Annotated in this window: 14 protein-coding genes; all 14 read right to left on the minus strand. The window is 29.8% G+C overall.

What is annotated here, in order from left to right; all coding sequences use genetic code 11:
* Positions 1-11: 11 nt before the first annotated feature.
* The 14 genes from AC1Q5Z_RS21765 to AC1Q5Z_RS21830 are packed head-to-tail and all read right to left on the minus strand — an operon-like array spanning position 12 to position 13,766.
* Positions 12-1,004 (minus strand): CgeB family protein, encoded by a 993-nt coding sequence (locus AC1Q5Z_RS21765; RefSeq protein ID WP_343588616.1) that lies wholly within the window; start codon positions 1,002-1,004, stop codon positions 12-14.
* Positions 1,004-2,092: a glycosyltransferase WbsX family protein gene (locus tag AC1Q5Z_RS21770; RefSeq protein WP_343588617.1), complete on the minus strand. Its 1,089-nt coding sequence runs from the start codon at positions 2,090-2,092 to the stop codon at positions 1,004-1,006. The genes AC1Q5Z_RS21765 and AC1Q5Z_RS21770 overlap by 1 nt, the downstream gene beginning before the upstream one ends.
* A gap of 6 nt (positions 2,093-2,098) precedes the next feature.
* Positions 2,099-3,523: a lipopolysaccharide biosynthesis protein gene (locus AC1Q5Z_RS21775; RefSeq protein ID WP_343588618.1), complete on the minus strand. Its 1,425-nt coding sequence runs from the start codon at positions 3,521-3,523 to the stop codon at positions 2,099-2,101.
* Between the two features lie 4 nt (positions 3,524-3,527).
* The gene (locus tag AC1Q5Z_RS21780; RefSeq protein ID WP_343588619.1) at positions 3,528-4,814 is read right to left on the minus strand and encodes a hypothetical protein; all 1,287 of its coding nucleotides are present in this window, start codon (positions 4,812-4,814) and stop codon (positions 3,528-3,530) included.
* A gap of 6 nt (positions 4,815-4,820) precedes the next feature.
* The gene (locus AC1Q5Z_RS21785) at positions 4,821-5,840 is read right to left on the minus strand and encodes a hypothetical protein (protein WP_343588620.1); all 1,020 of its coding nucleotides are present in this window, start codon (positions 5,838-5,840) and stop codon (positions 4,821-4,823) included.
* A 7-nt stretch (positions 5,841-5,847) separates the two neighbouring features.
* Complete coding sequence (gene pseI / locus AC1Q5Z_RS21790; protein WP_492446802.1) at positions 5,848-6,900, minus strand: pseudaminic acid synthase; 1,053 nt, start codon at positions 6,898-6,900, stop codon at positions 5,848-5,850.
* A gap of 2 nt (positions 6,901-6,902) precedes the next feature.
* Positions 6,903-7,850 carry an ATP-grasp domain-containing protein gene (locus AC1Q5Z_RS21795; protein WP_343588622.1) on the minus strand — a complete coding sequence of 316 codons (948 nt, stop codon included), beginning with the start codon at positions 7,848-7,850 and terminating at the stop codon, positions 6,903-6,905.
* A 46-nt stretch (positions 7,851-7,896) separates the two neighbouring features.
* Complete coding sequence (locus AC1Q5Z_RS21800) at positions 7,897-8,592, minus strand: metallophosphoesterase family protein (RefSeq protein ID WP_343588623.1); 696 nt, start codon at positions 8,590-8,592, stop codon at positions 7,897-7,899.
* A gap of 3 nt (positions 8,593-8,595) precedes the next feature.
* Positions 8,596-9,270, minus strand: coding sequence for an SDR family NAD(P)-dependent oxidoreductase (locus tag AC1Q5Z_RS21805; RefSeq protein ID WP_343588624.1), 675 nt, complete (start codon positions 9,268-9,270; stop codon positions 8,596-8,598).
* A 17-nt stretch (positions 9,271-9,287) separates the two neighbouring features.
* On the minus strand, positions 9,288-9,845 hold the full coding sequence (locus AC1Q5Z_RS21810) for a GNAT family N-acetyltransferase (RefSeq protein WP_343588625.1): 558 nt from the start codon (positions 9,843-9,845) through the stop codon (positions 9,288-9,290).
* Complete coding sequence (pseF, locus tag AC1Q5Z_RS21815; protein WP_343588626.1) at positions 9,820-10,512, minus strand: pseudaminic acid cytidylyltransferase; 693 nt, start codon at positions 10,510-10,512, stop codon at positions 9,820-9,822. Before pseF ends, AC1Q5Z_RS21810 begins: the two co-directional genes overlap by 26 nt.
* On the minus strand, positions 10,505-11,659 hold the full coding sequence (gene pseC, locus AC1Q5Z_RS21820; protein WP_343588627.1) for a UDP-4-amino-4,6-dideoxy-N-acetyl-beta-L-altrosamine transaminase: 1,155 nt from the start codon (positions 11,657-11,659) through the stop codon (positions 10,505-10,507). The genes pseF and pseC overlap by 8 nt, the downstream gene beginning before the upstream one ends.
* Positions 11,659-12,669 (minus strand): UDP-N-acetylglucosamine 4,6-dehydratase (inverting), encoded by a 1,011-nt coding sequence (gene pseB / locus AC1Q5Z_RS21825; RefSeq protein ID WP_343588628.1) that lies wholly within the window; start codon positions 12,667-12,669, stop codon positions 11,659-11,661. Before pseB ends, pseC begins: the two co-directional genes overlap by 1 nt.
* A 29-nt stretch (positions 12,670-12,698) precedes the next feature.
* A complete protein-coding gene (locus tag AC1Q5Z_RS21830) occupies positions 12,699-13,766 on the minus strand; it encodes a Wzz/FepE/Etk N-terminal domain-containing protein (protein ID WP_343588629.1) in 1,068 nt (355 codons plus the stop codon).

Here is a 13,766-nt window from a genome sequence, read left to right on the forward strand (position 1 = left end):
TTTATAACGAACTATAAACATTTTAATATTTCATTTACACGATGCTCATATGTATGATTTTGAAGAAAATGTATATGTTGCTCTAAGGCTAATTGATGTCTTTCCTCTCTATTTGCTAAATAGTAATTAATTAAATCTATAGCTTCGTTTATATTTTTATATGTAAACTTTTCAACAGGAATAGCAGTATACTCTTTTATTGAAGGCTTAAAATCACAGATTTGAAATCCACCAATACCGGCAATTTCAAAAAACTTAACATTTACAGAATTAATTTCCGCATAATGGAAATTATTGAAAACCACTTTCGCCCCATAAAGGACTTCTGCTTTTCTACTACCTGTTATATATTCGTTTCTAAAATTATTTGTTATTTCTTTCTTTGGAAACTTTTTATCAGCAGTACCAAAAAGAGTCATTTTAATACCACTTTCTACCAATTTACTTACCATCTGAGCCCTGTAAGGATACATTGTTCCAAAAGTAACAACATCAATGTTTGTTTCATTCTCTACCTCAACTCTATTTTGTGAAGGCATTTTATGAACGCGAGGATTAAACGCTTCAGGCATATAAAATGTGTTTAGCCCCATTTTATTTTTCATAAAGTCTACAATAAAAACGTCTTTGGCAAAATAGGCATCATATTTTGATGCAAAAATTTGTTGTTGTTCAAAAGTTGTGACAGCATCAGGGTTTATATGTATTACAGGTACATTTGGCAAACATTTTTTTATTATTTCAATACAAATGGGATGAATTATTCTGTAAGTACAGATTACCAATTCAGGATTCTGTTCTACAATTTTATAAGCAATTTTCTTAAACACAATTTCATCATAGGCCTTTATAAGTTTTGATCCCCAATAATTTAACCTATAAGAAACCTTTGTAACATCCTTAATATCTATATAAAAAACATCATGCTTTAAAAAACTTAAAGAATCATTCAAATGAAACTCTAAACTATCAAAATTTTTACTGCCAAGTAATGCAATTTTCATTATTCTCTTTCTAATTCTTGTTTTAAAACTTCTAAATACTGTTTCCCAAATTTTAAATCCGGTTCCATATAATTTCCTTCAGCCCATTCATTCCATGATTTGATGAAAACAATTTTATGCTCATTGCTTTTATTTTCAACCGTTTTTAATGCATCCTTCAAATGAGATTTAAAGTATTCAGGAGTAGAATCAGTAATAACTAAACCTTCTTTTCCACTTCGTGGAGTATGATCCCAACCTGGAATAATACTAGGGTATACAAGTTCAAGAGAGTCTATTTCTGATTCGATAAAATATTTACTCATTGTTTTATAAGAAAAAGCATTAGGAACCCCTCTAAAAACTTTATTAATTCTTTTAAGCACTTTCTGAAAAAAAGTACGATGATTAATTAAGTAATTATTAATTCTTACCGTATTTACGGCATCTACACCAACATTCATAACAGAATTGACATCTCCATTTGAATTATTGATATGTCCTACAAAGTAAATCCCCTTTAATCCGTTTTCGATTGCAAGACGTCTCCAAGTTTTTATGAATACTTTTATTTCTTCACTATCTAATGGCTTATAAATCATAAAAAGGGGTTTGCCTTCGACAGTAATATACCTCTCGTCTTTTAAAGCATCCAATACTTCGTAAAAATGTGCTGTATAGTCTTCTACGCCTGGATACAATTGCTCGATTAAAACGTTTCTGTTATTAAGACCATGAGCAAAACCTTTCCATGTATCATTTGCCCAAGCTAAACAAAAAGGGAAATCAGGTTCTCCTGATTTTACTACTTCATTAAAGGGTCTTTCAATTAATCGTTTACCATTTCCAAACCAATAGTGCCAATAACAAAAACCTTCTATACCATATTCTCTCGCCATATCCGCTTGAGCTTTTCTTGTTTCTGCTACTCTTAAATCATAATATCCTAAATCTGCAGGTACTCGTGGCTGATAATGTCCTTTGAATAAGGTTTTAGCCTTTCCAACATTTGTCCATTCTGTAAATCCTTTTCCCCACCATTGATCATTTTCTGGAATTGGGTGATATTGCGGCAAGTACAATGCAATAACACGTGCATTTTTCTTCATAAATAATTATTTTTTTATAAATCCTTTGACAATTTCAAAAGGATTTACAGACAAGATTTTAGATAAAATTGAAATCGTTACAGTTAATACAGTTATTTTTAATACTATAGATAAAAATATGTTTTCCAAATTTATCATATAAACAAACAAAAAGGTAACTAGACAAACTACCAAAAAACTTAAAATTGGAGTATTTCTATGGATATCCAATTTAGCATACCAAATTAGAATCAAACATTCAATTGCTAACACAAGACTTGATACCAATGCCGCAGCTACTAAACCAAAAGAAGGCAATAAGCTAATATTTAAAACTACACTTATTATTGCTCCAAAAATACTAATTCCTGAATTAACTTTTGTTTTTCCCTTTGCAGTTACAACAGTTCCATATAACATTTTAACAGACGAACAGTAAACTCCTATTATAATCATTGGAACATAAAAATAAGCTCCATGAAATTTGACCCCAGAAAAAATTTGAAAAAATTCTTTTGAAAAAAGTGACAAACCTAAACTTCCAAATAATAATACATAAACAAAATTATTTCTTATCTTTTCAAAAATGTATGAGAAATTCTCTTCTCCCCAACTCTTAAAAATAAAAGGCTCAAAAGCTTTATAAGCACCATATGAAAATATATTAAGGATTAGAGCTAATGTCGATGCTGTACCGTAAATACCTAAGTCGTTTAAATTTAAATATTTATCTATTAAAATTCTATCTGAAATTGTTGTTATATAATAGGCCAACGATCCTGGAACTAAGGGTAATGAGAAAATTAATATCTCTTTGATTTGTTTCCAATTAAAATTCCAAATAATAAATTTCTGGGTAATAAATAAAAAAATTATTGCATAAACAATACTCAGAATTAATAGTGAATATAAAACTCCTAATGCTGAGTAATTGAAGAAAACTACCAATATTAGAGTTAAGACTAATGTAATTACACCTCTGGAAATATTTATCATTGTTAAAAAAAGTGGTTTTTCTAACAATCTATATAATGCTGAAGGAAGAATTGAAAAAATATTAAAAAAATTAGTCAAAATTCCAATTATGATATATGGATAGAATGAAATTTTACTATCTAATAATTTAAAAAAGTAATTTCCGCATAATAATAGCAACAGGACTATTATTAAATTATAAGCAATAATAAATGTAGAAAGATTTCCTAATAATTTTTTTTGTGCAATTTCATCTTCACATCTATAAAAATATACTAAATAATAAGTATTTGTACATAGAAATGATACAACCATCAAAAAAGTAGAAAGTGCATTTACATAATTTAAAATTCCATAATCTGTTGGTGTCAGATAATGTGTTAAAACAGGAAAAGCTACAAAACTTAAGAGTCTTGGTATAATATCTCCAAGAGCATAAATAGTTGTATTTTTAATTAATTTCTTACTTTCGGCCATGGCACTATTTTATCAACTCTTTCATGACAGAAATATCAAAATCTTGAATATAGTCCTTAAGTAAACTGTAATCTGTTTTATTATTATTTCTTAACATATTTTCTAATTCATTTTCATCTTTTGCAGTTATAACTTTCTCGTCTGATCCATCAAATGGTGGAACAAGCTTAAATCCTGCCATATTTACGTTCTCGCTATCTTTTGGTTCAAAAACAATATAATTAACGCCATAAATTAAAGACTCTAATAGCACAGTAGAAGTTGCACCAATAACTAAGGATGAACGATTTATAGATTTTGCGAGTTCTTGATTATCCATAATATAGAAATTTTGATCTAAAAATGCATGAACCCAGTCTTTATTAATTGAAGGATGTGTTCTATATCTTGCTTGTTTTACTCCTAATTTCTCCAAAACTTTTTGCACTTTATACAGATACAATACTACCATACTTTTATCTACGAGGACTGTAGAATCATATTCATGTTGATGCCAAAGTATTGAAGATACAGGTACAACTAATATATCGCTTAAATCAGATCTTAATTCTTTATTTTTTTGATTTTTTTTATAATGAGGGTTTCCAACAACTTTAATCTTTTCAGAATCAAAACCTGCTTTTAAGTAATTCTCTTTAATTTTATCACTCCAGACCATTAAAAAATCTGATCTATTATCAATATCTTTTGAATATATTGCAGGCAAACCATGACTAAAGACTATTGATGGCTTTTCTAATTTTTTGAATATATCTATGAAATACTTACTGTAAAAATTTTGATCGGTGTGGAGCAATAATGCTCTAAAATCTTTTTCCTTATATTGTTTAAAAAAATGATTTTGAAATTCTTCTAACTCAAAATGCAAATTTTTATTTAAAAATGAGTAGAAGTCCTCTTTTTGGATAATTTTTTGAATCTTTTTATGCCATTTAATTGATTGCAAATCTCCAAAAATATTCTTTTTGCCTATTGGATGCCAAACAGGAGAATATGAGATAAGATTAAGATCCTGTAAAGTCAATTGATCCAAGAATGGTAATGTTGACAAAACATTCGACTTATCCGATTTTATTTTATCTGAGAATCCAGCAATTGCATAACAATATTGAAGCGTTTTTATAACCTCCTCTTTAAAACTGCTTTTTTTTTCTCTATGATATCTTTCTGCAATATGTCTCTCGTTATTATATATATGCCAATCTAATTCAATTTTAAAAAAATCAATATATTTAGACGACAATTCATCTTCTGAATTATCTCTTAGGTATTTAATTAAATATTTATCCATTTGATTTTATTCCGCCAAAATACCTTCAAGATTAATCTTAGCAATATAAATAGATGAACCCCCTTTTGTCTCATAAGATGCATAATAACTTAACCAAAGAAAATTATCTTTTATAACGATACCCGGATATCCACAATCACCACCACCAAAGCTACTAATAATTTTATATTGTTTTGTTTCTAAATCATATATACCAACTAACACATATCCGAAAGATCCTGAAAAAAGTACTTTTTTATCGTTTAAAAAAACAAAATTTGGTCCTCCAAAGTTAGTAAATGGAAGCTCACTAAATGTTACAAATTCATTTTTCTCTTTATCATATTTTTGAAACAAAGCAGATGCATAGTTTCGTCGTATTAAAGCATAAAAATCACCAGTTGGACTAACTTTAATTGTAGCTTCTGTTGGAAGCGCGACATTACTATAAACCTTGGAATCACTTTTAAAAAAAAGACCATCTTCACTATTATAAAGTCTAAAAATATCCACCCCATTATATCCTAAAGTATATGCTTTTCCATTTTGCCATGTAACCCTCCAAGGCCATGCTTCATTTCCTGCAAATTTTGCGGTCGTTTTTATTTTATTATCGAGTGTTACATTTTCAAGTTTACTCCAATTATCAGAAAAGTTTGCTCTAAAATCTGCAAATTTCACAAGAGTTTTATCTTCGTAGGTTGATCCATGTATATAAAGCATTAATTTATCATTATTTACTGCAAACTTAGGGTCACGCAAATCGACACCACTAACAGCAAAATCTTTGATTAATTTCCAATTTTTCCCATCAACACTATTCAATAGTTTAATAACACCGTCGCGTCCAAACACATGTTTATCTGACTCTCTATACACTAAAAAAAACTGATCCTTAAAGTAAACCAAATCTGTAAAAGCGTTATTTAAACCAGTACTGTAAGTTATTCTCTGCACAATTTTGTTACCATTATCATTTTCATCCTGTGCTGTACAAGAAAAACAAAAAATTAAGATTAATAATAAATTAAGTACTTTTGTTTTCATATAATTATTATTTATTTATACAATCCCATTTTAGAGAATCGCCTTTTTGCAAATCAGCAGATACTTTTTTTCCTAAAACTTCTTTATAATACTTAGGATGCATTCCAAATCCAGGTCTAACTGATCTAACATTTTCTTCAGTAATTTGCTCGCCTGCTTTAATGTCTTTAACAACATATAAAGATCTTGAAAAATCTTTTCCTTTAGCCTGTTTTTCAGTTAAGGAATAATCAACAATTCCAATCGCACTTTCAGCTTCTCTTACTGCCTTCACCATAGCTGTAAATTCCTCCTCATTCATAGAAAATGAAGCATCCGGGCCTCCAATAGAGCGATCTAAAATAAAATGTTTTTCTATTATTTTCCCTCCTAGAGCAGTTGCAACGATTGGAACGGTAGTGCCCATTGTATGGTCTGATAAGCCACTGATTACTTTATAACGCTCTGACAAATCTTTTATCATACACATATTAGCTTCTTCAATTGGTGCTGGATAACTAGAAGTACACTTTAATAATGCAATATCGTTATTTCCTACTCTTCTGCATGCATCCAAAGCTAGTTCTATATCAGCCTGCTCTGCAATTCCTGTAGAAATGATAATTGGTTTTCCTTTGGAAGCAGTATACTCAATTAAGGGAATATCAGTTATTTCAAAAGAAGCAATTTTATAGGCCGGTACATTCAAATTCTCTAAAAAATCTACTGCAGTCTTGTCAAATGGAGACGAAAAACAGATTAATCCCTCTTCTTTTGCAACTCTAAATAACTCTTCGTGCCATTCCCAAGGAGTATAAGCTTCTTGATAGAGTTCATAAAGATATCTTCCATCCCACAAAGTTCCTTGGGTAATCTTAAAATCTTCTTTTTTTGAGTCAAGCGTTATTGTATCGGCAGTAAAAGTTTGAAACTTTATGCAATCCGCACCAGCACGTTTTGCAGCTCTAATTGTATCAATAGCATTTTTTATACTACCATTATGATTAGCTGATAATTCTGCAATAATAAAAGAAGGGTAATTTCCCCCTACCAATCTATCTTCTATGGAAAATGCTTTCATATTTATTGTATATATTCATTAAAACCTTTATATATCTTTTTACCTATCGATGTCTCTTTATATTCGGAAACGGAAATATTCATCATGTCTTCTAATGACCATTGTACATCTTTAAATCCTAAAAGATCTCTAAATCGCACTGTACTAGAAAATCTTGGATTAATTTCAAATACCACAGCCCCTTTAATTGTAAGTCTTAATTGAACATTAATACTTCCAATTAAATCAATTTTTTCTGCAATTTGATAAAGTAATGTTGATATTTCTTCATTTTTAATAACTTCTCCGTAACCTGTAAATCCTCCCATTAACTCCCTTTTTATTATAATGGAACGTGTTAAGCCATCCTTACTTCTAAAAACACCGCAGGTATACTCACCATTATCGCCTTCTAAATACTCTTGAACAATAAAATCCTTTTCTTTCGCTTTAATCGAAATAAAACTAGCATTATCATAAACTATACTTACAGTAGAGCTACCAGAACCTGTACGAGATTTTAATATTGCAGGAAATTTCTCAATTGATTTAACTGAATCAATTGAATGTGTAACAGGGAAAGGAAGATTCTCTTTTTTTAAAAATTCGGCAGTAAATAATTTGTCAAAACCTACTTTAAGTGCTTCACTAGATGCAGTGACCAATGGAGCTAATCCTATTTTATTAATGTTTTCTTTTGAAAAAAATCGTAATTCCGGTTCTGAAATTGGAATTACAAAATCAATCTTATATTTAATTATAAATTCGTGTAAATTATTTAAATAATTTGGATCTGAACAAGGTAGTCCTATAAAAAAATTATCGTAAATAAATTTTGCTGCATTTTTATCAGAAATATCGCAACCGTACAAACTACCAATAAAATCTAGACTGTTCAAAATTTTACCAACACTTTGGCCAATATCACCTCCGCATCCCGTTACTAATACATTAATTTTTCTATCAATCATTTTAATAAATATCTATGTTGCTTTTATATTTCTTTTTTTTATTATGTCATCTTTGAAGTATGTTATACATATATTCAGCTTCAGGATCATTTTTTTTTACTTCTAAAAGTAGATCGGAAACATCGTAAGACGTTGTATTTAAAGAATAAGTTTTATCATCAGTATTTACACTTGCCCAATAAGCAACTCCTCCTTTTTGTCTAGATTGCCCTACTGAACCACAGTTGATCAAAACGCTATTTTTACACTGATAAGAAAATGAATAATGAGAATGTCCTATCAAGACAAAATCATGAAGAATAGAATTACATTCCTCTAATTTTTCATTCGGCGCGTCAGGATAAATATATTCGTCAATACGATTAGGACTTCCATGATTTAATTGAAAGCGTACACCTTCAACCTCAACAGTTTTATGTTCTGGTAAAAAGAATAACCATTGCAACGTTTCTTCATTCAGCTTCTTTAATGCTACTTCGTGCCCCCTACCATACTTTGTGATTAAGACACTACTTTCTATCTTATTATTATAAAGCTCTTCCAAAAGTTCTTCGTGATTACCTTTGATAATTTCATAATCCCAAGAAGATAATAGTTCCAAAATAATTTCAGGATGGTAATAATAGCCAACAATATCACCTAAAACTAAAATCTTTTCTATGCCTTTTTTTCTAAAATCATTTAGAACCTCTCTTAAAGCATAATGATTCCCATGTATATCTGAAATAATACCAATCTCCATTATTTAAAAATTTATTGTTTTAAAAATATTTATTGCTGCTTCCAAAGGTGTAATCAGAGCATCATTATTTTTAAAGGCAATAAAATCCTCTTGTTTAGGAAATGCAGATTTTCGAATATTCTCCTGCATTTGAGTGTCTAGAACACCTGGATCTATACTATGTACTATAAGATTCTCTTTGCTTTCTTCCTTGATTATGTCAAAAAACATAATCATATACGATTTTGCGGCTCCATATAATGACCAATGCGAAATAGGTTTTCTTCCTGCTCCCGATGAAATATTTACTATAATCATCTTAAGATTTTCATATCTATCTAAAAGTGCATTTATCAGATTAACAGGATATAGAATATTCACCGCAATAGAAATATCAATTTCAGATTTTACAAAATTTCCAACTTTATTAATGGGAAGGACAATTCCTGCATTATTAAAAACGTATAAAAGAGATTCTTTTGAAATAACTTTATCTATAGTATTTAAAATTTCATCAGAAAAAGGTTGAGATAAATCTGTTTTAACTAAAATTAATTTTTGATTACTTATTGAAACATGCTCAATATGTAAATCACGTGAAATAGATATAATTACTGAATCATTATCTTTTAATGCCAAATCTATTAGAGCCTTTCCGAGTCCTTTATTACCACCAGTAACTATAACTACTTTTTTCATTATAAAATAATTAATCTTTATAAGTTATTAAACTTAGAGTGAATTACAACATTTACATATTCAAAATTAAATAAACAGTGTTTTTTTAATACTGCCTCTTCATTATATTCCGCTTTCTCTAAAACAGGATATAAATCAGGTCTCAGGTCTAATGCATAAGTAGAAATTTTATGAAGTTTTAGTTCAACAAAAGCTACCTCTTCGATTAATTGCAAAAATAAAATCCAATGTTTACTGAAAGCTTCTCTTTCAAGTTCAGTATTCATCACAAAAGAAATCTCTGCATTTTTATCAATCCAGTTAATATGAACTAGTCCTCCATACCCTATACACATATCACTTTCTAAAAAAGAAAACAGAATTTGATTTGGCTTTTCTAATCCAAAAAGTCCAGCTACGACATCAGAAAAATATTTATTTTGATCTTCTATTGTAAGCGGTTTATGTTGACGCAAATGATAAATTTGTTCATTACGCCATTTCATTATATCTAATCGATCTTCATAACGAATCGGTACAATTGAAAAATCTCCTTGAGTATATACTTGCTTATTTAATACTTTGTAACAATTCATATTTTAATTCAGCTAATTTCCAATCTACCTCGCTATCAATATCTTGACCTTCCATTTCAGAAATAACTATACTTCCACTATTTTCAGTTAAAATCTTTTTTTCTTGCAAACATCTATCAACCTGCATCCAATAAAATTGTCCTGCGTCATGATAACTTTTTTCTAAATCCTGTGATCTTGATAAACTAAATTCAGGATAGAAAAATTTAATTTTATCATCTTCAAATTTTAAACTTCTTTGAATAGGAAATCCGAATTGCATAACAGGAAAAACACTGTCGTAATTATTCTTTTCTAGTATTTGTAAACTTTCACTTAGCTTATCTGAAGTTGCAAATGGTGCACAAGCATAAAGACAGCAAACAACATCGTAATTTTTATCTAAATCTTTATATGTTCGCAGAACTTCTTCTATTACATCAAAAGTTGTAGCAAAATCATTAGATGTTTTTTCTCTTCTCAAAAATGGCACTTTAGCTCCAAATTTTATTGCTATTTCAGCAATCTCTTCATCATCAGTAGAAACCATTACTTCATCAAATAAATCAGAATTAATCGCAGCTTCAATCGAATATGCGATTATTGGTTTACCAAGAAATAATTTAATGTTTTTTCTTGGGATCCGCTTACTTCCACCTCTTGCAGGAATTATACAAAGATTAGGCATTTAAAAATTCGAGTGTTTTCATTATAACAAAATCTTGTTCCTCAGTACTCAAAGTTGGATACATTGGTAAGCTGATGCATTTTGAATAATAATCTTCTGATTGACTCAGATCTGTATCTTCATTATACCCAATCTCTTTATAATAAGGCAATTGATGAACAGGAATATAATGAATCTGGGCATAAACTTTATTTTTATGCAAATAATCGTACAATCCTTTTCTATCTTCAACCTCTATTACAAATAGATGGTGAGCATTTAAATAATCATTAGGCAATGCCTGAAATTTAATCTTCCCTTCAAAAGCATCTTTATAGCGTTGAGAAATTTCATTTCTTACTTTAACTCCTTGCTCATTTCTTGACAATTGAGAAGTCCCTAATGCAGCTTGAAAATCTGTAATTCTATAATTAAAACCTAAAGTTTTCATTTCATAAAACCATCCTCCATGATTTTCTGACATGTTTTCTTTCGTTATTCCATGCGAGCGTAATAACATCAACTTTTTGTAAACTATTTCAGAATTAGTAGTAATCATCCCGCCCTCTCCACACGCAATATGTTTTACAGGATGAAATGAGAAAACTGCTGCATCGGCATATACACCATTTCCGCAAAATTGTTTTTGCTTTTTAGAGTCAATAAAGTAACCTCCTGGTGCATGACAAGCATCTTCTAAAATCCAAAGATTATGCTCATCTGCTAATTTTCTAAAATCTTCTAAATTTACTGGTAATCCAGCAAAATCTACAGGAATAATTCCCTTAAAAAAGCCTTTAGGTTTGCTTTCTATTAATTCTCTTGTTTTTTCAAGTGATAATAAATAAGTATCTCTATCAATATCTGCGAACCAAACTTCTGCACCTACAAATCGTGCACAATTAGCCGAAGCTGCGAAAGTAATTGGAGTAGTAATTACTCTGTCTCCTTCTTTTAATCCAAGAGCCATAACAGCTATATGAAGACCTGCAGTAGCATTATTGACTGCCACAGCATATTTAGAATCAACTGATTTTGCAAATTTTTCTTCAAATTCCTTTATTTTGGGTCCTTGAGTTAAAAAATCTGATTTCAAAGTTTCAATTACAACTTTAATATCTTCATCTGTGATATCTTGCCTTCCGTACGGTATAACTTTGTTTTCCATTATACTTCAAAATTTGCATCAACATGCTCTTTTATTAAACTTCTTAAACTATCAACAGTTTCCCAGTCTTCATTTGTACCAGAATTATAATAGAAACCTTCTACAACTTTTTTTGCTTTAAAATGACTTAAATAATTATCAAGTTTAAAATTAGGAATAGATGGTAAAATTGTGTAATATTTCCCCAAATCATATGTATAAAACGAATCAGATGCAGTAATCATCTCTTCATGTATCTTTTCTCCAGGTCTAATTCCTACAATGTCAATTGGGCAATTAGGACCTACTGCTTCTGCTACATCTGTAATTTTATATGAAGGAATTTTAGGTATAAAAATTTCACCTCCCCACGCATGTTCCATAGCATGCATTACCATATCTACTCCTCCTTGAAGGGAAATATTAAAACGTGTCATTGCAACATCTGTAATTGGTAATTTTCCTTCCTTCTTTTTCTTAATAAAAAATGGAATTACAGAACCATTAGATCCCATAACATTCCCATATCTTACAACCGAAAATTTAATTGGGTTAGTTCCTTTGATATTATTTGCTGCAACAAAAAGCTTATCTGAAGTCAATTTTGTAGCTCCATATAAATTAATAGGTGCACAGGCTTTATCTGTAGACAATGCCACTACATTTTGAACATTTGTTTGTAATGCTGCGTGTATTACATTTTGTGCTCCTCCAATATTTGTTTTTATACATTCATCTGGGTTATATTCTGCTAAATGCACATGTTTCATTGCTGCTGCATGAATAACATAATCTACATTCTGAAATGCTCTAATTAATCTTTGTTCATCTCTAACATCTCCCAGAAAAAATCTGATTTGAGGATATTTATCCAATGGATATTCCTGTGCCATCTGAAATTGCTTCTGCTCATCACGAGAAAAAATTATAAGCTTTTTTACAGATGGGTATGTATCAAAAATATGCTTTGTTAATGCTTTCCCTAGAGATCCTGTTCCTCCTGTAATTAATATTGTTTTGTTATTTAACATGATATAATTGTAAAATATTGATAAAAAATTTAGTCTAATAATTTTAGCAATCGTTTAATTGCAAAATATAACACTGAAAAAAAACCTCCCAAAAAGCCTCCTAATAAAATTCCTTTTGCTTTTCCGAAACGTTCTTTTGCCAAAGGCAAAATTGGTCTGTCAATAACTTGGATTAAAGGCGTCTCTTTGCGTAAAGTTACTTTAGCTAACTCTACTTGTCTTGCTAATTCAGCTAATATAGCAGTATTTGCTTGGACATCAACTTGTCTTCTTGCTGATGGAGCACGACGAATATTTAAAGCTGGATTTAAATTAAAAGTATTATCATTGGCAATTGCAACTCCAGTTATAGCTCCATTAAGTTCTTTTCTAATAGAATCCACTTGACGTTCTAAAATAACCATATTAAGTCTTGCTTTCTTACTTTTTGTCTCAATATAAAATTCACCAACCTTTTTAGCTAAGTTTTCGCAAAAATACTTTGCAAACATCTCATCAGTTGATACAACATCAATGTTTATAATTGCAACTTTTTTATCTCTTTGTCCAACAGCCAAGCCAGAAGTTGAAAGTCTATTATACATTACTCCTAAAATACTATCCTGTACTCGTGTAAATTTAGTACGATCACTATTTGGCAAAAACTGAATTTTTGCAAACTCAGAATCTTTCCAACGTTCTCTCCATTCATTATTCTGAATATACATTTCTGCTAAAGAAATTTGTTTGCCATTTACAAGAACGGGAGAAAGTAATGTTTTCTCGACCATTGATCTTGATTTAAATAATTCTGTTAGATTGGAGCCAGAAAAAATTCCACCTGCACTTCCTCCTAAATCCAGTCCTATTGAACTGGCTAGTCCTAAAGCCCCGCTTAGTCCTCCTGCTCCCGATTTCTCGTCTTCTAATGCAAAAGAAAGTGTTGCTGTATAAATTGGTTTTTTAACTATTGAATACCCAACACCTAAAACAGAACCTATAATAGCAATTAAAAGAATTATTTTCCATTTTGAGAGAAAATAAAAAAACCATTCTTTAGCAAGAATTATTAACTCTTTTAACGAAAGCTCGTCATTTTCAAGATTTGTATTATTCAT

The sequence above is a fragment of the Flavobacterium sp. GW823-FHT06G12 genome (assembly GCF_058794775.1).